At 72.5% G+C, this 22,198-nt stretch carries 20 protein-coding genes; 10 read left to right on the forward strand and 10 right to left on the reverse strand.

Features of this window, described 5'->3' with window-relative positions; all coding sequences use genetic code 11:
* Positions 1-286: 286 nt before the first annotated feature.
* The 3 genes from ABT345_RS15530 to ABT345_RS15540 all read left to right on the forward strand — a co-directional run bounded on the left by ABT345_RS15530 (position 287) and on the right by ABT345_RS15540 (position 3,187).
* On the forward strand, positions 287-1,243 hold the full coding sequence (locus ABT345_RS15530; RefSeq protein WP_345089076.1) for an NlpC/P60 family protein: 957 nt from the start codon (positions 287-289) through the stop codon (positions 1,241-1,243).
* A 109-nt stretch (positions 1,244-1,352) separates the two neighbouring features.
* The gene (locus ABT345_RS15535; RefSeq protein WP_345089079.1) at positions 1,353-2,405 is read left to right on the forward strand and encodes a helix-turn-helix domain-containing protein; all 1,053 of its coding nucleotides are present in this window, start codon (positions 1,353-1,355) and stop codon (positions 2,403-2,405) included.
* A 107-nt stretch (positions 2,406-2,512) separates the two neighbouring features.
* Positions 2,513-3,187, forward strand: coding sequence for a hypothetical protein (locus ABT345_RS15540; RefSeq protein ID WP_345089082.1), 675 nt, complete (start codon positions 2,513-2,515; stop codon positions 3,185-3,187).
* A gap of 50 nt (positions 3,188-3,237) precedes the next feature.
* Here ABT345_RS15540 and ABT345_RS15545 read toward each other — a convergent pair whose 3' ends face one another.
* Positions 3,238-5,043, reverse strand: coding sequence for an NHL domain-containing thioredoxin family protein (locus ABT345_RS15545; protein WP_345089084.1), 1,806 nt, complete (start codon positions 5,041-5,043; stop codon positions 3,238-3,240).
* A 64-nt stretch (positions 5,044-5,107) separates the two neighbouring features.
* Between ABT345_RS15545 and ABT345_RS15550 the strand changes: the two genes are divergently transcribed.
* Together ABT345_RS15550 and ABT345_RS15555 are read left to right on the forward strand one after the other, a co-directional pair.
* On the forward strand, positions 5,108-5,638 hold the full coding sequence (locus ABT345_RS15550) for an LURP-one-related/scramblase family protein (RefSeq protein ID WP_345089087.1): 531 nt from the start codon (positions 5,108-5,110) through the stop codon (positions 5,636-5,638).
* A 182-nt stretch (positions 5,639-5,820) separates the two neighbouring features.
* Positions 5,821-6,645, forward strand: a complete 825-nt coding sequence (locus tag ABT345_RS15555) for a maleylpyruvate isomerase family mycothiol-dependent enzyme (protein WP_345089090.1) — start codon at positions 5,821-5,823, stop codon at positions 6,643-6,645.
* Positions 6,646-6,792: 147 nt separating this feature from the next.
* Here ABT345_RS15555 and ABT345_RS15560 read toward each other — a convergent pair whose 3' ends face one another.
* From ABT345_RS15560 to ABT345_RS15570, 3 genes are all read right to left on the reverse strand, one after another.
* Positions 6,793-8,115: an MFS transporter gene (locus ABT345_RS15560; RefSeq protein WP_345089093.1), complete on the reverse strand. Its 1,323-nt coding sequence runs from the start codon at positions 8,113-8,115 to the stop codon at positions 6,793-6,795.
* Complete coding sequence (locus tag ABT345_RS15565; RefSeq protein WP_345089096.1) at positions 8,112-8,807, reverse strand: GntR family transcriptional regulator; 696 nt, start codon at positions 8,805-8,807, stop codon at positions 8,112-8,114. The genes ABT345_RS15560 and ABT345_RS15565 overlap by 4 nt, the downstream gene beginning before the upstream one ends.
* Positions 8,808-8,954: 147 nt before the next feature.
* A complete protein-coding gene (locus ABT345_RS15570) occupies positions 8,955-9,794 on the reverse strand; it encodes a GNAT family N-acetyltransferase (RefSeq protein WP_345089099.1) in 840 nt (279 codons plus the stop codon).
* Between the two features lie 231 nt (positions 9,795-10,025).
* Here ABT345_RS15570 and ABT345_RS15575 point away from each other — a divergent pair, with 231 nt between their 5' ends.
* Positions 10,026-10,202 carry a hypothetical protein gene (locus tag ABT345_RS15575; RefSeq protein WP_345089102.1) on the forward strand — a complete coding sequence of 59 codons (177 nt, stop codon included), beginning with the start codon at positions 10,026-10,028 and terminating at the stop codon, positions 10,200-10,202.
* 96 nt (positions 10,203-10,298) lie between these two features.
* Here the strand turns inward: ABT345_RS15575 and ABT345_RS15580 are convergent, their stop codons facing one another.
* From ABT345_RS15580 to pdhA, 3 genes are read right to left on the reverse strand one after another with little or no spacing between them, the layout of a single operon-like run.
* Positions 10,299-11,741 carry a dihydrolipoamide acetyltransferase family protein gene (locus ABT345_RS15580; RefSeq protein WP_345089104.1) on the reverse strand — a complete coding sequence of 481 codons (1,443 nt, stop codon included), beginning with the start codon at positions 11,739-11,741 and terminating at the stop codon, positions 10,299-10,301.
* A 22-nt stretch (positions 11,742-11,763) separates the two neighbouring features.
* Positions 11,764-12,747, reverse strand: coding sequence for an alpha-ketoacid dehydrogenase subunit beta (locus ABT345_RS15585; protein ID WP_345089106.1), 984 nt, complete (start codon positions 12,745-12,747; stop codon positions 11,764-11,766).
* Positions 12,748-12,749: 2 nt separating this feature from the next.
* The gene (pdhA, locus tag ABT345_RS15590; protein ID WP_345089109.1) at positions 12,750-13,940 is read right to left on the reverse strand and encodes a pyruvate dehydrogenase (acetyl-transferring) E1 component subunit alpha; all 1,191 of its coding nucleotides are present in this window, start codon (positions 13,938-13,940) and stop codon (positions 12,750-12,752) included.
* Positions 13,941-14,268: 328 nt separating this feature from the next.
* On the opposite strand from pdhA, the gene ABT345_RS15595 reads away from it, so the two are divergent.
* From ABT345_RS15595 to ABT345_RS15605, 3 genes are all read left to right on the forward strand, one after another.
* On the forward strand, positions 14,269-14,925 hold the full coding sequence (locus tag ABT345_RS15595; protein WP_345089113.1) for a response regulator: 657 nt from the start codon (positions 14,269-14,271) through the stop codon (positions 14,923-14,925).
* Between the two features lie 98 nt (positions 14,926-15,023).
* Positions 15,024-15,449, forward strand: coding sequence for a pyridoxamine 5'-phosphate oxidase family protein (locus ABT345_RS15600; RefSeq protein ID WP_345089116.1), 426 nt, complete (start codon positions 15,024-15,026; stop codon positions 15,447-15,449).
* 15 nt (positions 15,450-15,464) lie between these two features.
* Positions 15,465-16,508, forward strand: coding sequence for a phosphotransferase (locus ABT345_RS15605; protein WP_345089119.1), 1,044 nt, complete (start codon positions 15,465-15,467; stop codon positions 16,506-16,508).
* A 72-nt stretch (positions 16,509-16,580) separates the two neighbouring features.
* Here ABT345_RS15605 and ABT345_RS15610 read toward each other — a convergent pair whose 3' ends face one another.
* Positions 16,581-18,200 carry a protein kinase domain-containing protein gene (locus tag ABT345_RS15610; protein WP_345089122.1) on the reverse strand — a complete coding sequence of 540 codons (1,620 nt, stop codon included), beginning with the start codon at positions 18,198-18,200 and terminating at the stop codon, positions 16,581-16,583.
* Between the two features lie 332 nt (positions 18,201-18,532).
* On the opposite strand from ABT345_RS15610, the gene ABT345_RS15615 reads away from it, so the two are divergent.
* Positions 18,533-20,209: a protein kinase domain-containing protein gene (locus ABT345_RS15615; RefSeq protein ID WP_345089125.1), complete on the forward strand. Its 1,677-nt coding sequence runs from the start codon at positions 18,533-18,535 to the stop codon at positions 20,207-20,209.
* An 85-nt stretch (positions 20,210-20,294) separates the two neighbouring features.
* Here ABT345_RS15615 and ABT345_RS15620 read toward each other — a convergent pair whose 3' ends face one another.
* Positions 20,295-20,855 carry a bacterial proteasome activator family protein gene (locus ABT345_RS15620; RefSeq protein WP_345089128.1) on the reverse strand — a complete coding sequence of 187 codons (561 nt, stop codon included), beginning with the start codon at positions 20,853-20,855 and terminating at the stop codon, positions 20,295-20,297.
* A 212-nt stretch (positions 20,856-21,067) separates the two neighbouring features.
* Entirely contained in the window at positions 21,068-21,937 is an 870-nt protein-coding gene (locus ABT345_RS15625; RefSeq protein WP_345089131.1) for a hypothetical protein, read from the reverse strand.
* Between the last annotated feature and the right edge of the window lie 261 nt (positions 21,938-22,198).

Genomic DNA, 22,198 nt, shown 5'->3' on the forward strand with positions numbered 1-22,198 from the left:
GGGCGCCCTGTCCCGTGTCCGGGAACGTTCCAGGGGCACGCGCGGCGTCCCGTCATGTCCCGCACACCGCGCCCCACGTCCCGTTCCACCCCGCCGCGACGCGCATCGATGCAGCTCACCGGGGTGGGACGGCGGTCTGACGTCCCGTGGGACGGCCGCGGCCCCGTCCTGCCGCCGTGGCGCCCGACGATGGCTGTGCCGCCGCATTCCGGGCGTCGCGCCCCGACGGGCCGGACGTCCGCGGCGGCGACGCACACGGAACCTACGGCACAGAAGGGGAACATCGATGCGCGGCCAGAGCACCACGGACACGGCGTACGGCACCACCCTCGCGGGCACCGGCCAGGACCCGGCGGCGGACGGCTCCACAGCGACGGACACCCCGCGGACCGGACGGCGGATGCTGCGGCGGGTGCTGCCCGCGCTCGCCGCCGCCGGCCTCGGCATCACCGCGTTCGCGGGCGCGGCCCACGGGCAGACCGTCTCCGCACGGCCGGCCGCCGCGCAGGCGCAGCAGGCGGCCGAGACGTCCTTCCCGACCTGGGGCACCCGCTGGGTGGTGCACGCCTCCGCCGACGCCGGTTCCCCCGCCGTCGGCATGATCAACAAGACCGCCGCCGGACAGGACCGGATCACTGCCGACTACCAGGTCGACACCGGCCGCAAGGTCTGCGAGGGCGACGCCTGCTCCTCGTACATGGCGCATGTGACCGGCCCCGTCGAGGGCTTCCTCAGCGTCGTCGCGGTGGCGATACCCGAGGACCAGCTGCCGGGCGTGCCGGTCAAGGACGGCCCGGCGCCGCAGGAGCCGAGCGCCTCCCGCGAGGAGATGCTGCGGCGCGCGGCGACCTGGCTCACCGCGAACGACGGCGCGCAGGTCCCGTACAGCCAGACCTCGTACTGGAAGGACGGCTACCGGCAGGACTGCTCGGGCTATGTGTCGATGACCCTCGGCCTGCCGACGCCGGGCACCAACACCGTCGGGCTGGCGAACGACCGCTCGCTGACCCGCCCGATCTCCCTCGGCGAACTGACCCCCGGTGACCTGCTGATCGACGCGGACGGCGACAGCAACACCCGGCATGTCGTGATCTTCGAGAAGTGGAACGACGACGCGCACAGCTCGTACACCGCCTACGAGCAGCGCGGCGGCCACGGCACCGACCACCGCAGCCTGACGTACGGGCTGCCCGGCGGCGACCAGGAGTTCAAGCCCTACCGCCCGGTGGCCTTCGGCGACTGAGCCGAACTGAGCGGTCCGGTCGGGTCGCGGGCCGCGGCAGGTCACGAGGGGCACTTCCGTCACAGGGGAGCGGGAGTGCCCCTCGCCTGCGCCGGGCCGCTGTGCTGGAATGCAGAGCGTGCCTGGCCACCAGAACCGCGCCGCGAACGTCCGCCGCAAGCCGCTCGCGCCGCTGCCCGCCGAACTCACCGGCCCCGTACGGGACTTCGTCACGGCCCTGCGGCGCATGCACGGCGAACTGGGCTACAGCCTCAAGGAGATGGAGTCGCGGCTGCCGGCCAGCCGCTCCTCGCTCTCCCGGTATCTGCGGGGCCAGAGCCTGCCGGACGAACGGCTGCTGGTGGAGTGGTGCAGGCTCTCCCTCACCGGGGAGGACCGGCTGCCCGCCCTCGTCACCCTGCTGCACGCGGCCTGCGCGGCGCAGGAGTCGTCGGCCGGCACGGCGGGGCCCGACGGGGACGAGGGCGCCGCCGTGGCCGAGGCCCCGGGGCCTTTCCCGGCGCCCGGGGCGGACGGCGTCCCCAACGCGCACACGGCCACCGGGCCCGCGCCCGGCGAGACCGCACCCGCCGTCACCCCGCATCCGCCCGGCACCGTCGCCGTCCCCGGCCCCCGGGCGGCCCCGCCCGTCCCCGTGGCCGCAGCGGCCGCACACCCCGCGCCGGCCGTCGGCCGTCAGGGCTGGTCCCGCTCCCTGCTCATCGGGCTCGGCGCCGCCGTCGCCGTCGCCACCGCGCTGACCGTGCTCGCGCTCACCGGCAGCGGCCGGGACTCCGCCAAGGACTCCGGCACGGCGGACGCCTCCGGCACGGCGGCGGGTAGCGGCGGAGCGGAATCCGCGTCCGGCGCAGGCGTCACCGTCAATGTGTTCAACGTGGAACGCGGCTGCCGCGGCGACCGCGGTCCGAACTGCGCGCTGGGGCTGGCCCGCGACCCGTACGAGTTCTACCGCCGCCCCAACGTCGCCGGCCACGTCTGGCACGACGACACCCTGCACGCCCGCTGCCGGATCGCCGACGGCGTCTCCGTCACCGACGAGGCCGGCGGGCACAGCAGCATCTGGCTGCGCGTCGACCACGACGGCGGTCAGGCGTGGATGCCGGGCATCCGCATCCGTCCGGAACAGCTCCAGAACGCCGATCTGCCGGTGTGCCACCACTGATCCGGCGGCGTTCCGCAAGCCTCTGGCGCGGTGGGCCCGAATCGATAGTGTGGCGGTGCCATGACATACAGCTCGCTGTCCGCAGCGAACCACTGGGGGAACCACTCATGACCGCACGTCGCTCCCGACGCCGTTCCGTCGCCACCGCGGCGCTGGCCGCAGCGCTCTGCGGCACGCTCGCGCTGACGGGCTGCAGCCACTCCAAGTCCTCGAAGTCGCGGAAGCACTCCTCGTCCTCCTCCTCGGTCCACAAGGACAAGAAGAAGAACAAGAAGCACCGCTTCATCGGCGCGGGGGCGGGCGCTGCGGGCGCGGGCGCGGCGGCCCATCGCGCCCGCCCCACCCAGTGCGTGGCGGGCCCCACCAAGCTCAAGGCGGTCTCCGAGACCAACCCGTCGGTGCTGGTCGTCACCTACCACAACCCGCTCGGCCGCCCCTGCATCCTGCACGGCGCCCCGCAGGTGTTCCTGAACGACTCCACGACCCCGCTGGGCTTCCTGGAGGGCAACCCTGCCGACGACTTCATCGGCCGTCAGGTCACCGTCCAGGCGCGCTCCGACGCCTACGCGCTGATCCCCACCACCAAGCCCGCCACGAAGGGCACCAAGCCCCTCAACAAGCTGACGGTCAGCCTCACGGACAGCCGCGGCGTGAAGCGGGGCGGCGGGGCGTACCTCTCCTTCTCGCAGTACCAGCCGCGGTACGCCACCCAGCAGGCGAAGGTCGGCCACTGGTACTCCAGCCTCCCCGAGGCGCGGATCAAGGCGGGCGTCTCCCGGTGAGCCGCGGCCGGTGACCGGACGGCGGTGCGCCGCCGGTCACCGGCCCGCCGTCAGCCCTCCGCGTCGAGCCCCGCGAGCACCAGGCCCAGCCGGGCCTGCCCGCCGTCGGTGATCCGCACCGGAACGCCCCAGTCCTGCTGGTGCACATGGCAGGCCGGGTACTCGATCGCCGGGTCGTCGTCGCAGGACGCGGCCATCGCCGAGACGTGCAGCACGCCCTCGGTGACGCCGTCCGCGAGCGTCAGCTCCCGGGTCAGCTCGGTGCCCGCGCCCGCGCCGTCGGCCAGCAGCTCCGGCGGGGTGGCGCTGACCAGCAGCCGGGTCGACGGACCGTAGCGGGTGTCCAGCTTCTGCCCGGCCGGCGCCTGGAAGACGACGTCGAGGCGGAGCGCGCCGGGCGCCACCTCCGTCGCCGCGCGCTGCGTACGGTGCGCGACCGCCGCGACCCGCACCGCCTCCTCGGGCAGCCGCAGCCGGGTCAGCCGGTGCCGCGCCGACTCCACCACCACGATGTCGCCGCCGACGAGCACCGCGCCGGACGGCTCCCGCAGATCCGTCGCGAGCGTCGTCACCTCACCGCTCTCCGGGTCGAAGCGGCGCAGCGCGTGGTTGTACGTGTCGGCGACGGCGACCGAACCGTCCGGCAGCGCGGTGACGCCCAGCGGATGCTGGAGCAGCGCCTGCTCCGCCGCCCCGTCGCGGTGTCCGAAGTCGAAGAGTCCGGTGCCGACGGCCGTCCGCACCGCGTAGCCGTCGTCCGTGCGCTCCACCCAGCGCACCGCGCTGGTCTCCGAGTCGGCGATCCACAGCCGGTCGCCGCCGGCCGCGAGCCCGGACGGCTGCGCGAACCACGCCTCGGCGGCGGGCCCGTCGACCAGCCCCTCGTTGGTGGTGCCCGCGACGGCCTCGACGGTGCCGGTGGCCGGGTCGTACGTCCACAGCTGATGGACGCCGGCCATCGCGATCCAGAGGCGCTCCTGCCACCAGGCGAGGTCCCACGGCGAGGAGAGGTCGATCTCGCGCGCGGGGCCGGCGACCGGCGAGCCCTGCCACCACTGGCGGCCGGTGCCGGCGACCGTCTCGACCGTGCCGGTCTCCGGGTCGAAGACGCGCAGGGCGTGGTTGACGGTGTCGGCGACGGCGACCGTGCCGTCGGGCAGCAGCGCCAGGCCCTGCGGTTCGTTGAAGGTGCCGGGCCCGAAGCCGCGCTCACCGCTGCCGATCCGGCGGATCACCCGCTCGCCGTCGGGCGCCAGCTCCACCAGCTGATGGCGGGTGGTGTCCGAGACGAGGAGGTTCCCGGACGGCAGCGCCACCGCCTTGCCGGGGAAGCGCAGATCGGTGGCGACCGGCTCCGGCGGGACGTATGGGCCGTCGCCGCGGCGCAGCGTGCCCTTGGCGGTGTGCTCCGCGATCAGCTCCTCGACCAGCGTCGCCAGCGCATGGGCGTGGCCCTCACCGGCGTGCTGGGCGACGACGTACCCCTCGGGGTCGATGACGACGAGGGTCGGCCAGGCGCGGACCGCGTACTGCTTCCAGGTGGCCAGCTCCGGATCGTCCAGGACCGGGTGCTCGACGCCGTACCGCTCGACGGCGTCGACGACCGCCTGATGCTCGGCCTCGTGCACGAACTTGGGGGAGTGCACGCCGACGATCACGACGGTGTCGCGGTGGCGTTCCTCCAGCTCCCGCAGCTCGTCGAGGACGTGCAGACAGTTCACACAGCAGAAGGTCCAGAAGTCGAGGACGACGATGCGTCCCCGCAGATCGGCGAGGGTCAGATCCTTGTCGCCAGTGTTCAGCCAGCCGCCCTTGCCGATCAGCTCGGGGGCCCTGACGCGCGCACGTGAAGCCATGCCACCATTCAACGTCACCCACCTGACCACGCATTCCGCCGGGGCGGCGGGGAACACGTCAGCAATGCAGCCATTCCCCGGGGGCCACGCCCCGTCCTTTCGCACCTACCTCGTCCGCGACCGCATCTTCGGGATCGGCGACGACTACTGGATCGACGACGAACACGGCCGCCACGCTTTCCTCGTCGACGGCAAGGCGCTGCGGCTGCGGGAGACGTTCGAGCTGAAGGACACCGACGGCCGGGTGCTGATCACCCTGCGCAAGAAGGTGCTCAGCCTGCGCGATGCGATGACCATCGAGCGGGACGACCGGCCGCTCGCCACCATCCGCCGCAAGCGGCTGTCGCTGCTGCGCAACCACTACCGCGTGGAGTTGGTCGACGGCACCGAGCTGGACGTCAGCGGCAAGATCCTGGACCGCGAGTTCGCCGTCGAGTACGAGGGTGAGCTGCTCGCCGAGATCTCCCGGCGCTGGCTCACGGTGCGCGACACCTACGGCCTGAAGGTCGTCCGCGAGGACGCCGACCCGACGCTGCTGATCGGGGTGGCGGTGTGCGTGATCCGCATGGCGGAGCGGGAGCGGGAGGACGGCTGACGGCCCTGTGCGGCACGGGTGGCGACGAGGGCGGGGCACAGTACCACCGCAGGTGCCGGAAGACCTGGCTGCCGCCGGAAAAGTGCCTACGATGGTCACCCGAAAGCACTGCCGGGGTGCCCGTGCGCAGCGTAACTTAACTGCCAGACAGCAGCCCGCGTACGAATCGTCCGAGGGGTCACGTGACCGTCCATCCCAGCCTTCAATCCTCCATCGATGCCTGGACTCACTCCATAGAAGCGATAACCGAGCTGGTGACACCGCTCGCCGAGGGTGAGTGGAGCAGGGCGACGGACCTGCCGGGATGGTCGGTCCGCGATGTGGTCTCGCACATCATCGGCCTGGAGTGCGAGATGCTCGGCGACCCGCGGCCGATCCACTCGCTGCCGCGCGATCTCTACCACGTGCAGAGCGAGTCGGCCCGGCGCATGGAGGTGCAGGTCGACGTCCGCCGTCACCACACCGCCCTGGAGATGGTCTCCGAACTGGAGTACACCGTCATCCGGCGCTCGCGGCAGCTGCGCAACGAGACCCGGCAGCCGGACGCGCTGGTGCGCACCCCGTTCGACGAGGACCGCACGCTGGACTTCGCGCTCCAGCTGCGGGCGTTCGACGTCTGGGTGCACGAGCAGGACCTGCGGCGGGCGCTGGGCGCACCGGGCAATCTCGACTCCCCCGGCGCGCAGGTCACCCGGGACATCCTGGTGAAGGCGCTGCCCGCCGTCGTCGCCAAGAGGGCGCAGGCGCCCGCCGGTTCGGCGGTGGTCTTCGATGTCACCGGGCCGGTGGAGTTCATGCGGACGGTCCGGGTGGACGCCGAGGGCCGTGGCACCGTCGACGGCAGTGTCTCGCTCGGACCGACCGTGACCTTCGCGCTGGACTGGGACGTCTTCGCCCGGCTGGCCTGCGGCCGGACCCGTCCGCAGGCGGTGGCGGACCAGGTCAAGATCGACGGTGACCAGAAGCTGGCCGCGGCGATCCTGGATCGGTTCGCCATCACGCCGTAGCCGGTCGGCGCGGCCGCCGCCGCGGTGTTTCACGTGAAACGCGGCGCGCGTTTCACGTGAAACACCGGGTGCGCTCAACCCGCCTTGTCCGTAGGGACGTTGAGAATCCGCCGGGGAACAGGCCCCGGACCGGCGGCGTACCGGCCGTCAGGCGGGCACGTGGACCGCCTCGATGCGGCTGACGGCCTGCCGCTCCCGCTCACGGCGCACCGCACGGCGGCGCAGCCGCAGGATCTGCGAGACACCGAGCGCCTCCAGCACGAAGACCGAGGAGAACGCGATGCGGTAGTCGTCGCCGGTCGCGTCCAGCAGCACGCCGACGGCGAGCAGCGTCGACATCGAGGCCATGAAGCCGCCCATGTTGACGATGCCGGAGGCGGTGCCCTGACGCTCGGGCGGGTTGGCCGGGCGGGCGAAGTCGAAGCCGATCATCGAGGCCGGGCCGCAGGCGCCGAGCACCACACAGAGCACGATCAGCAGCGCCATCGGGGCATGTGTGCCGGGCCAGAAGAGGGTGATGGCCCACAGCGCGGCGGTGATGCCGACGGTGCCCAGGGCGAGCGGCAGCCGGGCCGCGTGGTGCCGGGCGATGATCTGGCCGTAGACCAGGCCGACCGCCATGTTGGAGAGGACGATCAGGGTCAGCAGGGTGCCCGCGGTGGCCCGGGACAGGCCCTGTGCCTCGACGAGGAACGGCAGCCCCCACAGCAGCAGGAAGAACATCGCGGGGAACTGCGTGGTGAAGTGGATCCACATGCCCAGCCGGGTGCCCGGCTCGCGCCAGGCGTCCGCGATCTGCCGGCGGACGAAGGCGGCGCCGGTGTGGGGGGCGGGCGCGGGTTCCGGGGCGAAGCCCTCGGGGTGGTCCTTGAGGAAGAGCAGCAGCAGGACGAGGACGACCACACCGCCGGCCGCGCTCCCGGCGAAGGTCACCGTCCAGCCCATGGAGTGCAGCAGCCGGGCGAGGAGCAGCGTGGAGATGAGGTTGCCCGCCATGCCGACGAGCGCGGCGATCTGCGCGACCAGCGGCCCGCGCCGGGCGGGGAACCAGCGCGACCCCAGCCGCAGCACGCTGATGAAGGTCATCGCGTCCCCGCAGCCGAGCAGCGCCCGCGAGCCGAGCGCCATGGCGTACGACTCGGAGAACGCGAAGCCGAACTGGCCGACGGTGTAGAGGACGACGCCGATGGCCAGCACCTTCTTGGTGCCGAGCCGGTCCACGAGCAGGCCGACGGGTATCTGCATGCCCGCGTAGACCAGCAGTTGGAGGATCGAGAAGGTCGACAGCGCCGAGGCGTTGATGTGGAAGCGGTCGGCGGCGTCCAGACCGGCGACGCCCAGGCTGGTGCGGTAGGTGACGGCGACGAAGTAGACGGCGACGCCGATGCCCCAGACGGCCACGGCACGGGCGCCGCCGGGTGGGTCGCCGGGCAGGGACCGTGCCGTGGTGGTGCCGGAATCGCCGCTCATCGGACGTCTCCCTGCGCGAGGTTGCGGACCCAGCTGACGTGGCGGTGCACGGCGGCGGTGGCCGCCTCGGCGTCACCGGTGCGCAGCGCTTCGAGGATCTCGGCGTGCTCGGTCACGTTCTTGGCGATGCGGTCCGGATGGGCGTGCATCACCGCGACGCCCATGCGCAGCTGACGGTCGCGCAGCTGCTCGTAGAGGCGGTTGAGGATCTGGTTGCCGGTGTTGCGCACCAGGGCCGCGTGGAAGCAGCGGTCGGCGACGGAGACCGCCGCCAGATCGCCGGCCGCGGACCGCTCGCGCATGGTCCGCAGATGCTTGGCCAGCTCATCGAGGAGCGCCTCGGACGCCGGCACGGCGCGGGACGCGGCGTACTGCTCCACCAGCAGCCGGGTCTCGACGACATCGGCGATCTCCTGCGCGGAGACCGGCAGCACCAGCGCGCCCTTCTTCGGGTAGAGCTTGATCAGCCCCTCGACCTCCAGCCGGAGCAGCGCCTCGCGCACCGGCGTCCGCGAGACCCCGACCGCCTCGGCCAGCTCGCCCTCGGTGAGCAGCATGCCGCCCTCGTAGCGGCGCTGGAGCACGGCGTCCTTCACATGGGTGTAGACGCGCTCGGCGGCGGGTGGCTGCTTGGTGTGCGGGGTCCCGGCGGACTGCCGGCCGGGAGCGGCGGGTGCGGAGGCAGATGGCATGCACACAGGATAGATACAACAGGTATGCGTGTGTCGGCGCTTCCAGGATGCGGACAGGAACGGTCCGCGGTGTGGTGCCCGAAAGTGCAGGTCAGAGACGCGCTTCGGGCCCGGCGCCGGTCCGTGGACCGGGCCGGGCCCGCCGGGTCAGCCCGCCATCAGCCCCTGTGCCACCAGCCGGTCGACGACCTGACCGTGGGCCGGGGCGCAGCGCTCCCGCGCCTGCGCGCGGTCGAACCAGGCGTACTCGGCGATCTCCCGGCCGGGGCGCGGCGCGATGTCCTGCGGGCCGCCGGTGAAACAGGTCATGTGCAGCCGGCGGCCGCCCTGCCCGTGGGCCACGTCATGAATGACGAACGCCTCGGTCAGCTCCGCTGCCGAAACCGTCAGGCCCAGCTCCTCCGCCAGCTCCCGCGACAGCGCCTCCGGAGCGGTCTCGCCGTCCTCGTACTTGCCGCCGGGCAGGTAGAAGGTGTCGTTGCCGCGCGTGCGCACGCTGAGCAGCCGCCCCTCCCGCACATGCAGCCAGGACACCGACCGCAGCGGCGCGACGCGGTCCAGGGCGATCAGGGTCTCGCCCGTCTCCTCCTCGGACCGGCGGGAACGCTCGGTGAAGCCGAGGTGGTCGTAGAAGCGGCGGGCGCGGTCGTTGCGCTCGTAGACCTCCAGGGTCAGCGCGCCGTGCAGCGTCGCGGCGTGCTCGATCAGCGCCCGGCCGGTGCCGCGGCCCTGCGCCTCGGGGTCGACGAACAGCCCGCCGACCTCGGCGCCCATGAGCCCCAGCAGTCCGACGACGGCGCCGTCCCGCTCGGCGACCCAGTTGTCCGCCTGGACGAGGTACACCTCCCGGAGCATCCGGGCGCGCTCGCCGCCGCCCTCGCCGGGGAGAAAGGGGTGTGCCTGGCGGGTGGCGCGGGACCACAGGTCGACGACCACGTCCTCGTCGCTGTCCCGGTAGCGCCGGATGATCAAGTCGCTGCTGCTCATGGCACCGAAGCTAAACACCGCTCTGGCCTGCGGCAAGTCCTTTCCGGACCGGGTACGGCGGGGCCCGCGCGCCGGGATGTATGTACGCCGTCGATCCTCCGCAGGTGCGGCACGGGATCCCTCTTAAGTTGTAGCCGAATCCCTACCTGACGCGTACGGGCGGGCCCGAAATCCATGGGTGAATGGAGGCAACGACGCCGGGAAGGTTCCGGCACCCGAGGGGGAGAAGCCATGCAGACCAGGACGAACACCGGCCGCCGTGCCCGGACCACCGCCGTGGTGGTGCTGATCGCCGCCGCCGTCTGGGCGGGCACCACGGTGGTCCGCAACGCCTCGCACGCGGACACCTCCGCGCCGACCGGCCCGGTCGCCCACCTCCGGAACGTCGTCGACCTCATCCGCAGCTGACGGACGCCGCCGGACGACCGACGCGTCACGGCACCGCGGACACAACGGCCGGCCACCGCGGATGCGGGGGCCGGCCGTTCTCCGTGCGCTACCGGGTCAGCCCCAGGTGATCAGCCGCTTCGGCTTCTCCAGGACACCCGCGATGTCGGCGAGGAGCTTCGAGCCCAGCTCACCGTCGATCAGCCGGTGGTCGAACGAGAGCGCCAGCGTGGTGACCTGACGGGGCTTGACCTTGCCCTTGTGAACCCACGGCTGGAGCTTGATCGCGCCGAAGGCGAGGATCGCCGACTCCCCCGGGTTGAGGATCGGCGTACCGGTGTCGACGCCGAAGACGCCAACGTTGGTGATGGTGACCGTCCCGCCGGACATGGCCGCCGGGGAGGTCTTGCCCTCGCGGGCGGTCGCCACCAGCTCGCCCAGCGCCTCGGCGAGCTGCGGCAGCGTCTTGGCGCCCGCGTCCTTGATGTTCGGCACGATCAGCCCGCGCGGGGTGGCCGCGGCGATCCCGAGGTTCACCTCGTGCTTCAGCACGATCTCCTGGTTCGCCTCGTCCCAGGACGCATTGACCTCCGGGTGCCGCTTGAGGGCGACCAGGAACGCCTTGGCGACGAAGAGCAGCGGGTTGATCCGCACCCCCGCCATGTCCGGGTCCTGCTTCAGCTCCTGGACCAGCTTCATCGTGCGCGTCACATCGACGGTGATGAACTCCGTGACGTGCGGCGCGGTGAAGGCGGAGGCGACCATCGCCTGCGCGGTGGCCTTGCGGACGCCCTTGACCGGGATCCGGGTCTCCCCGGCCGACGGCACGGCGACCGCCTCCGGCAGTGCGGCGGACACCGTCGACGTTTCACGTGAAACAGGCGCCGCGGCGGCCGCGGCGGCGTGCACGTCCTCGCGGGTGACGACCCCGTCGGGGCCGGTCGGCACCACCGTGGCCAGGTCGATGCCGAGGTCCTTGGCGAGCTTGCGGACCGGCGGCTTGGCCAGCGGCCGGGGCGCGCCGGGAGCTGCCGGAGCAGGCACGGCGGGCGCGGCCGGTGCGGGCGGGGCCGGTGCGGGCACCGCAGTCCGTCCGTTCAGCTCCGCCTGGAGCCCCGCGGTCGCCGGCTGCGCCGCGGGCTGCGGCGGCGCCTTGCGCGGCCGCCGCTTCGTCGACGACGGTGCGGCGCCGTAGCCGACGAGCACCGCCTGGCGGCCCTGCGGCTCCTCGGCCTCGGCGGGCTCCGGCTCGGCGGCCGGCGCGGTCTCGGCCGACGGCGCGGGACCGGCGCCCGGGTCGGTGTCGACGGAGATGATGACGGTGCCGACATCGACGGTGGTGCCCTCGTCGAAGTTGAGCGTGTGCACCACCCCGTCGTAGGGGATGGGCAGTTCGACGGCGGCCTTCGCGGTCTCGACCTCGCAGACGACCTGGCCGTCGGTGACGGTGTCACCGGGCCGGACGTACCACTTGAGGATCTCGGCCTCGGTGAGGCCCTCGCCCACGTCGGGCATCTTGAACTCGCGGAAACGCTGCGCCGAGGCGGTGGTTGCAGTCATGGTCACGGCTCTCCTCTCCCCCTCAGTACGCCAGCGCGCGGTCGACGGCGTCGAGCACCCGGTCCAGACCCGGCAGGTACTCGTCCTCCAGCCGGGACGGCGGGTACGGCGCGTGGAAGCCGCCGACCCGCAGCACCGGGGCCTCCAGGTGGTAGAAGCAGCGCTCGGTGATCCGGGCGGCGATCTCGGCGCCCATGCCGAGGAAGACCGGCGCCTCGTGCACCAGGACCAGCCGGCGGGTCCGCTCGACCGACGCCTGGACGGTGTCGAAGTCGATGGGGGAGAGCGACCGCAGGTCGACGACCTCGATCGACTTGCCCTCCTCCGCCGCGACGTTGGCGACGTCCTGGCAGACCTTCACCATCGGGCCGTACGCGGCGAGCGTGAGGTCCGTGCCGCTGCGGGCGATCCGGGCGGAGTGCAGCGGGTCCGGGATCGCCTCGGTGTCCAGGCGCGACTTGTCGTGGTAGCGGCGCTTGGGCTCGAAGTAGATGACCGGGTCGTCCCCGGCGATGGCCTGCTGGAGCATCCAGTAGGCGTCCGAGGCGTTCGAAGGCGTCACGCACTTCAGGCCCGCGACGTGCGCGAACAGCGCCTCAGGTGACTCCGAGTGGTGCTCGACCGCGCCGATGCCGCCCGCGTACGGAATGCGGATGACGACGGGCACCTTGACCTTGCCGAGCGCGCGGGCGTGCATCTTCGCGAGCTGGGTGACGATCTGGTCGTAGGCGGGGAAGACGAAGCCGTCGAACTGGATCTCGGCGACCGGGCGGTAGCCGCGCAGGGCCAGGCCGATCGCGGTGCCGATGATGCCGGACTCGGCGAGCGGGGTGTCGATCACCCGGTCCTCGCCGAAGTCCTTCTGGAGGCCGTCGGTGACGCGGAAGACGCCGCCGAGCTTGCCGACGTCCTCACCCATCACGACGACCTTGGGGTCCGCCTCCATGGAGGCGCGCAGCGAGGCGTTGATCGCCTTGGCGATGGTGATCTTCTCGTGGACGGCCATGGTCAGTTCTCCTCCGCGGCGGCATCGGCGTCGGCGAACGACGCCTGGTACGCGGCGAACTGCGCGCGCTCCTCGTCGACGAGCGCATGCCCGTCCGCATAGACGTTCTCGAAGATCGCCATCGTGTCGGGGTCGGGCATCGCCCGGACGGCGTCCCGCACCCGCTTGCCCAGCGCCTCGCTCTCCTCCTCGACGGCGGCGAGGTAGGCGTCGTCCACCAGCCCCTCGGCCTCCAGGTACCGGCGCAGCCGCAGGATCGGGTCCTTCGCCTCCCAGGCGCGGGTCTCCTCGTCGGCGCGGTACTTCGTCGGGTCGTCGGAGGTGGTGTGGGCGCCCATCCGGTAGGTGAACGCCTCGACCAGCATCGGGCCCTGGCCGGTGCGGGCGCGCTCCAGCGCCGCCCGGGTCACGGCCAGACAGGCCAGCACGTCGTTGCCGTCGACGCGGACGCCGGGGAATCCGTAACCGCGGGCGCGCTGGTAGAGCGGCACACGGGTCTGCCGCTCCGTCGGCTCGGAAATCGCCCACTGATTGTTCTGGCAGAAGAAGACCACCGGGGCGTTGTAGACCGCGGAGAAGGTGAACGACTCGGCGACATCTCCCTGGCTGGAGGCGCCGTCACCGAAATAGGCGAGCACCGCGGAATCCGCGCCGTCCTTCTGCACGCCCATCGCATATCCGGTCGCGTGCAGCGTCTGCGAACCGATGACGATGGTGTAGAGGTGGAAGTTGTTGCTGTTCGGGTCCCAGCCGCCGTGATTCACGCCGCGGAACATGCCGAGCAGATTCGTCGGGTCGACCCCGCGGCACCAGGCGACGCCGTGCTCGCGGTAGGTCGGGAAGACGTAGTCGTCGTCACGCAGGGCCCGCCCGGAGCCGATCTGGGCCGCCTCCTGGCCGAGCAGCGAGGCCCACAGGCCCAGTTCGCCCTGGCGCTGCAGCGTGGTGGCCTCGGCGTCGAATTTCCGCGTCAGCACCATGTCGCGGTAGAGACCGCGCAGTTCCTCGGGCGACAGGTCGATCGCGTAATCCGGGTGCTCGACCCGCTTTCCCTCAGGGGTCAGCAGTTGTACGAGCTCGTCCTGCTCCGCCGGGCGCGTGGCCTTGTTCCTGGCCGGTGACGCCTTTTTGGCGGTGGTGCGCTTGCTGCCGCTGCGGGTGGTTTTCCGCTGGGCAGTGCCTTCCACGGTCACGTGCTGCTCCTCCGTCTGTCCGGCCCCCGGGGTCCGCCGGTGGCCGTATTGCGGCTCACCCGGTATCCGATACGGCGCACGGGGTGGGTGCGAACGCGGCCGGATCCGGGTGGAACAAAGCGTCCCGGAAGGTGGCCTGCTCATCGCACGTTACCCATTGTCAAAGCCTAAGCGGAAACGGCCCTGACCTGCGATTTTGCTTGGATTTCCAAGTAAATCGCGAAAGCTGGGAACAACTCCTGGTCACAGCGTTGCAGGCCGCCGGGACACCGGCACGTTATATCGGTGACCTGGAGCACGGGAAGAGTCGGTGTGTGAGACTGGAGCCGTGCACGCGGATGGAAAAATCAGGGTATTCCTGCTCGATGATCATGAAGTGGTGCGGCGCGGCGTCCACGAAATGCTGGCGGGTGAACCGGACATCGAGGTCATCGGCGAGGCCGGCACCGCCGCAGACGCCCTGGTCAGGATCCCGGCCACCCGCCCGGACGTCGCGGTGCTCGATGTCCGGCTACCGGACGGCAGCGGCGTCGAGGTCTGCCGCGAGATCCGCTCGCAGAACGACGGGATCAACTGTCTGATGCTGACGTCGTTCGCGGACGACGAGGCCCTTTTCGATGCGATCATGGCCGGTGCGGCCGGTTATGTCCTCAAGGCCATCCGGGGCAACGAACTCCTCGCCGCCGTACGCGACGTCGCCGCCGGCAAGTCCCTGCTCGACCCGGTGGCCACCGCGCAGGTCCTGGAGCGGCTGCGGGGCGGCGGCGCCAGGGGCGACGACAAGCTGGCCTCCCTCACCGACCAGGAGCGCCGGATCCTCGACCTCATCGGCGAGGGCCTGACCAACCGCGCCATCGGCGAACGCCTCCACCTCGCCGAGAAGACCATCAAGAACTACGTCTCCAGCCTGCTGTCCAAGCTCGGCATGGAGCGCCGCTCCCAGGCCGCCGCCTATGTCGCCCGGCGCCAGGCCGAGCGCCGCTGACCGCCCGCGTCGCGCGGGAGCGGCGGGACCAACGTCCCGGCCAGGTGAGGGCCGCTGCCCCTGTCGGCGGCGGCGCGCGCGGCGGCAGGCTGGGAGTCATGCCCTGCGACGACCCCCGCGCCACGGAACTGCTCGACCGCACCCCCTACGGGCGGGTGTCGTCGAGCCTGCGCGCGCTGCCCTTCACCGCGATCTCCCGGCATCTGGTCTCCGACGACCGGCTGATCGTGCGCCTGCACAGCGGCTACGGATACCACCGCGCCCTGGACGGCGCGGTCGTCGCGTACGAGGCGGACACCCTCCACAGCGGGGCCGAGGACGCCTGGTCGGTGCATCTGACCGGAACGGCGCGGCTCACCGAGCCGACCGACGCCGAACGGCAGCGTTTCGGCCGTACACCACGGCTGGCGGACGGTGTTCCGTTCGACCCGGTTTTCCTGCGGATTGAGCCGGAATTCATCGCCTTGCACCACCTGACCGATGTACCGGATTTCAGAACCGTCCCCTGGGCCCCTGGCCAGTGATCTAACATCTGGCGCGTGCTGCGCTCATCTGTAGTCCGAACGGCGGCCGCCCCCGACGGCCGCACGCTCGGCTCCTTACTCGCCCACTACGCCGACGCCGGGGAGCCGCTCTCCTGCGAGCCCGTCGCCGAGGGCCTGCTCAACCGCGGATACACGCTGGTCACCACGGACGGCAGATACTTCCTCAAGCACCACCTCGACGGGGACCGCGGCTCCATCTCCCGCCAGCACCGCGCCACCCTCCGGCTCGCCGCGCTCGGACTGCCGCTCGCCCCGCCCCTCGCCCGCGCCGACGGCCGCACCGTCACCGTGCTCGACGGCCGCTGCTACGCCCTGCACCCCTGGGTCGACGGCGAACACCTCGGCGGCACCGCGCTCACCCTCGCCCAGTCCCGCCGCCTCGGCGCGCTGCTCGGCCTCGTCCACACCGCGCTGGAGCGGGTCATGCCGGCCCAGCGGCGCCCGGGCCCCGCCCCGCACGCCCAGCCCAGCGCCGAGCCCGCGCAGACCTTCGACGTCATCGACGAGCTGCTGGCGCTGGCCCGGGTCACCCGCCCGCGCACCAGCTTCGACGAGCTGGCCGAGCACCGGCTGCGCGAGCGCCGGGCGCTCCTGGAACGCCACGCCCACCGCCGCCCCGCCGACCCCGGCGCCGCGGCCGTCGGCTGGGTGCACGGCGACTTCCACCCGCTCAACGTCCTCTACCGGGGGACCGCGCCCGCCGCGATCGTCGACTGGGACCGGCTGGGCGTCCAGCCGCGCGCCGAGGAGGCGGTCCGCGCCGCCGCGATCTTCTTCGTCCGGCCGTGCGGGACGCTGGACCTGGCGAAGGTGGCGGCGTACGCGGGCGCCTACCGCGGTGCGCGCGGCGCGGACGCCGGCGAGCTGGCCGCCGCCGTCCACCGGGTGTGGTGGGAGCGGCTGAACGACTTCTGGATGCTGACCTGGCGTTACCGCCTCGGCGACCGGCGCACCGATCCGCAGTTCCCCGCCGCGTCCGCGCTGGCGGTGTGGTGGACCCGCGAGTACCAGGCGGTCCGGGACGCGTTCACGGGATGAACGACGGCCCCGGACGGGCGGTCGCCGTCCGGGGCCGTGAGCCGTGCGGGGAGGCGCGGGCCTCCGGCGCGGTCAGGGAGTGGTGCCTGCCGCGGTGCCCGCGTCCGTGCCGCCCGCGTCGGTGGCGCCGGCGTCGGTGCCACCGGCGTCCGTACCGCCCGTGTCCGTGCCGCCGGCGTCGGTGCCACCGGCGTCCGTACCGCCCGTGTCCGTACCGCCGTTGGCGGCGCCGCCGTTGCTCGCACCGCCGTTCGTCGAGGTCGGCGGCGCCGTCGTCGGGGCCTGGGTCGGGGTCGTCGGGTACTGCGGCGTGGTGGGCGCCTGGGACGGCGGCGCGGTGTTCTCGGCCGGCGGGGTGTAGCCGCCGATGCCACCGGGCTCGGTGGTCTCGTCCGTCGGCTCGTCGCTGGGCTCGTCGGTCTGCTCGTCCTTGGTGGAGGACGAGGAGGTGGGCGACTTGGTGGGCCCGGGCGCGGATCCGCCGCCGTTGTCGCTGTTGCGCACCGCGAAGGCCACGCCCACCGCGATGGCGATCACGGCGAGCGCGGCGATCAGCAGGATCTTGCCGCGGCTGCGCCGTGCGGGCCGGTGGCCGCCCTCGAACGCCCCGTCGTCGGCGTGCATACCGGGCGGCAGGATCGGGTTGGCCGCGGTCTGCCCGGCGTCCGCGTGCGGCATCGCGGTGGTCGCGGCGACGCCCATCGCGGAGGCGCCGCCCTCGTGCGCGGCGACCGGGCCGGTGTTCCAGGTGCCGGTGTGGCCGCCCTGCTCGTGCAGCATCTGCAACGAGTACTGGACCAGCCCGCGCATCTCCTCGGCGGTCTGGAACCGGTCGTCCGGGTCCTTGGCCAGGGAGCGCATGACCAGGCCGTCCAGCTCCGGCGGCACGTCGGCGACCTGCGACGGCGGCACCGGCATGTCCTGGACGTGCTGGTAGACCACCGACAGCGGGGTCTCACCGGTGAACGGCGGCCGCAGCGCCAGCAGTTCGTAGAGCAGACAGCCGGTGGCGTAGAGGTCGGAGCGGGTGTCGACGGTCTTGCCGAGCGCCTGCTCCGGGGAGAGGTACTGCGGGGTGCCCATGACCATGCCGGTCTGGGTCATCGTCGACTGGGCGCCGTGCAGCGCGCGGGCGATGCCGAAGTCCATGACCTTGACGGCGCCGCTGTTGGTAATGATCACGTTCGCGGGCTTGATGTCGCGGTGCACGATGCCGTGCTGATGGCTGTAGGCCAGCGCCTCCAGCACCCCCGAGACGATGATCAGCGCCTGGTCCGCCGGCGGTGCGTCGGCGTTGAGCAGCAGGTCACGGATGGTGCGGCCCTCGACCAGCTCCATCACGATGTACGGCACGGTGTTGCCGCCGACGAAGTCCTCGCCGGAGTCGTACACGGCGACGACCGCGTGGTGGTTCAGCCCGGCGACGGACTGTGCCTCGCGGGTGAAGCGCGCCTTGGACACCGGGTCCTCGGCGAGGTCGGCGCGGAGCAGCTTCACCGCCACCGTGCGGCCCAGCCGTACGTCCTCGGCGGCGAACACCTCCGCCATGCCGCCGCGGCCGAGGCGGCGGGTGAGGCGGTAGCGGCCGTCGCCGACCAGTCCGCCGTTGCCCCACATCTCCGGTGCGTCGGAGGTGTGGGAGCCGGTGGCGTCAGGGTCGGACGGGCCCTGGGGGCCCTGCGTCGGTGCCATCGGTCCTCGCCGTCGAAATCGATCCGCCTGAGCGGTAAGGTCTCGGTCCTCGCCGGGACGGACGCGCTGATCGCAACCGCCCCTCCGGAGCACGCTACAGGCTCGGGAACGCCCGCCGGTCCGAGCGGACCGGCCATCAAACCTTCCGGCCGCCCCGCGTCGCAAGTTGACCATCGACGGACCGCATCCGGCCGCCCCTGTGGCATCGGGCGCAACTGTCACGGAACGGGCACACAGCTTGACGTGTCACTGCCCTGGGGCAGACTTGGCTGCGCAATCACCGGATTTGATCGCCACACGTGTGGGCGCTGCGCCGAGGGGGAAGCGGAACGATGAGCCAGGACGGCGCTCAGGGCCCATACGAAGGCCGTTCGGTCGGCGGGGGACGCTACCAGCTTCGTGATCTTCTTGGCGAGGGCGGCATGGCCGCCGTCCACCTCGCCTACGACAGCGTCCTCGACCGCGAGGTCGCCATCAAGACCCTGCACAGCGAACTCGGCCGTGAGCAGGCATTTCGCGAGCGTTTCCGGCGCGAGGCGCAGTCCGTCGCCAAGCTGACGCACACCAATATCGTCTCGGTCTTCGACTCCGGTGAGGACGAGCTGGACGGCGCGATGGTGCCGTACATCGTCATGGAGTACGTCTCCGGTCAGCCGCTCCGTTCGGAGCTGGACGGCGACATAGCCCAGCACGGCGCGATGCCGACGCAGAAGGCGCTGAAGATCACCGCCGATGTGCTCGCCGCGCTGGAGACCAGCCACGAGATGGGCCTGGTCCACCGGGACATCAAGCCGGGCAACGTCATGCTGACCAAGCGCAACGTCGTCAAGGTCATGGACTTCGGCATCGCCCGCGCCATGCAGTCCGGTGTGACATCGATGACACAGACCGGCATGGTCGTCGGCACCCCGCAGTACCTCTCGCCGGAGCAGGCGCTGGGCCGCGGCGTGGACGCCCGCTCCGACCTCTACTCCGTCGGCATCATGCTCTTCGAGCTGCTCACCGGGCAGCTGCCGTTCGACGCGGACTCCCCGCTCGCCATCGCGTACGCGCATGTGCAGGAGGAGCCGCCGCTCCCGTCGAGCATCAACCAGTCGGTCCCCCCGGCGGTGGACGCGCTGGTCGCCCGGGCGCTCAAGAAGAACCCCAACGAGCGGTTCCCGACGGCCGAGGCGATGCAGGACGAGTGCCTGCGGATCGCCGGTTCCGCGCAGTCCGGTGGTTCGCCGCTGATCATCAGCGAGGGCCCGCGGGCGCGCACCAGCGGCTCGTCCGTCTCCTCGGCGGTCTTCCCGACGGCGAACGGCGCCCCGCCCGCCCCCGCGCCGAACGTGCAGCAGCCGTACCAGCCGATGCCGACGCCCGGATACGGCCCGTCGACGCCGCCGCCGGTGAACAACGCCTTCCCGACCCCGGCACCCGGCCCCGCGCCGTTCAATGCGGGCGGGTACCCGACGCCGGCGCCGAGCCCGGCACCGTTCACGCCGCCGCCGGTGACGCCGACGATGCCGCCGGCGAACGGCGGACCGCGGCCCCGCAAGAGCAACACCCCGGTGGTGGTCGTCGCGACGATCGTGGGCGTGGTGGTGGTGACCGCCATCGCGATCGGCATCGGCCTGAACGCCGGCGGCGGCGGCAGCAGCGATGACAGCATGAAGTCCGCCAGGCTGGAATCGACCTCGACGTACTCCGACCCCGAGCCGACGTCGACGGTCAGCACCCGGCCCGAGGACAAGTCCGCGACGGTCCAGTCCACCCTGTGCACCAACCCCTCGCACCCCTACGGCGAGAAGCAGAAGATCTACGTCCCCTCCTTCCTGTTCAAGAACCTGGAATCGGTGAAGGAGTGCATGGACGCGGCGGGCTGGAAGTACACCGTCAAGGAGCAGAACGACGTGCTCTGGGGGAAGAACACCGTCACCAAGCAGTCGCCGAGCGGCTTCAGCTCCTGGGACCCGGACAGCGATCAGCCGCTGGAGCTCACGGTCTCGACGGGCCACAGCGACTGATCCGCCGGCCGTACGGACGCCGAGGGCCGGGCACACGGAGTGTGTGCCCGGCCCTTCGTGGTTCCTCGGCGAACCGCGTCGCCGCTCAGAGGTAGGGACCGGAGCGGGCGCCGCCGTGGCCGGGCTGATCGCTCTCCTCGGCGGGGGCGGCGCCGGGCGGCAGCGCGCGCCGCATCGTCTCCAGCTGGGCGCGGGCGGCCATCTGCTGGGCGAACAGCGCGGTCTGGATGCCGTGGAACAGCCCCTCCAGCCAGCCGACCAGCTGGGCCTGCGCGATACGGAGTTCCGATTCGGTGGGCACGGACTCGTCGGTGAACGGCAGGGACAGCCGCTCCAGCTCCTCTACCAGCTCGGGCGCGAGCCCGTCCTCCAGCTCCTTCACCGAGCTGGCGTGGATCTCCTTGAGGCGGACCCGGCTCGCCTCGTCGAGCGGTGCGGCCTTCACCTCTTCCAGCAGCTGCTTGATCATGCTGCCGATCCGCATGACCTTGGCGGGCTGCTCGACCATGTCCGTCACCGGTGTCTCCCGGGACTCCCCGTCACCCTCGCCGCCTCCGGCGGCGGCGCTGCCCAGCGCCATGCCGTCCGGGCCGACTACCAGGACGTGCTGGTTCTCCTGCGACCGTTCGTTCATCGGCATATCCATACCGCCATTCTCTCGTACACGGGTACGCCGGAGGCGGTGACCCCACCACGCGGCAACGGCCGGCCGGGGCGGTGGGCCCGGGGCTGCGGGAGCGGCGGTGGGCGCGGGCCGGCCGGTCGGGGAGCCGGTGGATCGCCGGGCCGGACCGGTGGCCGGAGACGGGCCGTCGCCGCTGTTTCACGTGAAACGGTGTGCGGTCTCCGGCTGCCGGGTCAGCCGCGCCGCAGCCGGAGCGCGAGAAAGGCCAGCCCCAGGCCGGTGAGCGCCATTCCTGCCCCCATCGGGAGCACCCGCTCGGCGTGGGAGCCCGTCCCGGCGAAGGGGTACGAGGTGCCGTCGGCCGGTGGTTCGGCCTGGGCTTCCGGCGCCTGCTGATCGTCGGTATCCCGGACCGTGCGGGGCCCCGGCGTGGGCGTCTCCTCCGCCGGGACCGCATGCGGTACGGCGGCGGGCACCCGCTTCGGGCGGTGCGGTGGGGCGACGGGGCGGTGGCGTGCCGGGTGGTGGTGCGACGGACCGGCCTCGTGGGGCGGGGCGGCGGCCTTGGCCGGGCGGTCGTCCGGGGCGCGGTGCGGGGCGGCCGTGGGGGAGGCGGGCGGGGCCGGCAGGCGCGGGGCGGCGGAGCCCGGTGCGGGCGGCGTGGGCGGTGCTGGCGGTGCGGGCGGTGTGGGGGCGGCCGGGCGGTGCGGTTTGTGCGGGGAGGCGTGCGGCCGCGGCGGGCCGGGCGCGCCCTCGGCGGGGTGGTGCGGGCGCGGCTGTCCGTCGGGGAGCGCGTCCCCGCCGGGGAGATCGGCGAAGCCCGGCGCCAGGTCGCCCACCGACGCCAGGTCCCCGGCTCCGGCAGCTCCGAAGACATCGAGGCCGAACGGGCCGGTCCCCTCGCCCCAACGGTGCCGACGCTCGGCGAGCCGGGGATCCCGGACCTCCGGCGTCTCGGGCGCGAGAGCCCGTGCCGTGCGCGGCGCTCCCTGCCCCAGGGGCGCGGCTGCATGGGCCGTCACCGTGCCCAGCGCCAGGGAGAAGGGCAGTACCACCGTGACCACCAGCAGGCCGCCGGGGATACGCGTAGGGATTCGAGCCACGGATGTGCCCCTCCCGTGCCGAGCCGCCGTGTGACCTACTCACCGTCACACGGCTCCACAATTCCGGCATCTCGGGCGGTCCGGATGGGGGAGGGGCGGGAGCGGGCGCCGGGCCGGGAGGCGGCGATCCGGCACGCGGGTGCTGGTCAGATGGGGGCGGGACGGGGCCCGCGTTCCGGGCGCGGAGGGCGCGCGGTGCCCCTCGCGCCGAGGCCGGAGCCTTGGCGCGAGGGGCACGGGGCGCCAAGGTCCGGCACGGGC

Origin of the sequence: Streptomyces sp. NPDC000404, assembly GCF_040300365.1 — a bacterium.
Classification (GTDB): Bacteria; Actinomycetota; Actinomycetes; order Streptomycetales; family Streptomycetaceae; genus Streptomyces; species Streptomyces ramulosus.

Excerpts from the sequence above, each read along its gene's own strand:
- ABT345_RS15530 (WP_345089076.1), top strand. The coding sequence starts at position 287 with ATGCGCGGCCAGAGCACCACGGACACGGCGTACGGCACCACCCTCGCG.
- ABT345_RS15535 (WP_345089079.1), top strand. The coding sequence starts at position 1,353 with ATGCAGAGCGTGCCTGGCCACCAGAACCGCGCCGCGAACGTCCGCCGC.
- ABT345_RS15540 (WP_345089082.1), top strand. The coding sequence starts at position 2,513 with ATGACCGCACGTCGCTCCCGACGCCGTTCCGTCGCCACCGCGGCGCTG.
- ABT345_RS15545 (WP_345089084.1), bottom strand. The coding sequence starts at position 5,043 with ATGGCTTCACGTGCGCGCGTCAGGGCCCCCGAGCTGATCGGCAAGGGC.
- ABT345_RS15550 (WP_345089087.1), top strand. The coding sequence starts at position 5,108 with ATGCAGCCATTCCCCGGGGGCCACGCCCCGTCCTTTCGCACCTACCTC.
- ABT345_RS15560 (WP_345089093.1), bottom strand. The coding sequence starts at position 8,115 with ATGAGCGGCGATTCCGGCACCACCACGGCACGGTCCCTGCCCGGCGAC.
- ABT345_RS15565 (WP_345089096.1), bottom strand. The coding sequence starts at position 8,807 with ATGCCATCTGCCTCCGCACCCGCCGCTCCCGGCCGGCAGTCCGCCGGG.
- ABT345_RS15570 (WP_345089099.1), bottom strand. The coding sequence starts at position 9,794 with ATGAGCAGCAGCGACTTGATCATCCGGCGCTACCGGGACAGCGACGAG.
- ABT345_RS15575 (WP_345089102.1), top strand. The coding sequence starts at position 10,026 with ATGCAGACCAGGACGAACACCGGCCGCCGTGCCCGGACCACCGCCGTG.
- ABT345_RS15580 (WP_345089104.1), bottom strand. The coding sequence starts at position 11,741 with ATGACTGCAACCACCGCCTCGGCGCAGCGTTTCCGCGAGTTCAAGATG.
- ABT345_RS15585 (WP_345089106.1), bottom strand. The coding sequence starts at position 12,747 with ATGGCCGTCCACGAGAAGATCACCATCGCCAAGGCGATCAACGCCTCG.
- ABT345_RS15600 (WP_345089116.1), top strand. The coding sequence starts at position 15,024 with ATGCCCTGCGACGACCCCCGCGCCACGGAACTGCTCGACCGCACCCCC.
- ABT345_RS15610 (WP_345089122.1), bottom strand. The coding sequence starts at position 18,200 with ATGGCACCGACGCAGGGCCCCCAGGGCCCGTCCGACCCTGACGCCACC.
- ABT345_RS15615 (WP_345089125.1), top strand. The coding sequence starts at position 18,533 with ATGAGCCAGGACGGCGCTCAGGGCCCATACGAAGGCCGTTCGGTCGGC.
- ABT345_RS15620 (WP_345089128.1), bottom strand. The coding sequence starts at position 20,855 with ATGGATATGCCGATGAACGAACGGTCGCAGGAGAACCAGCACGTCCTG.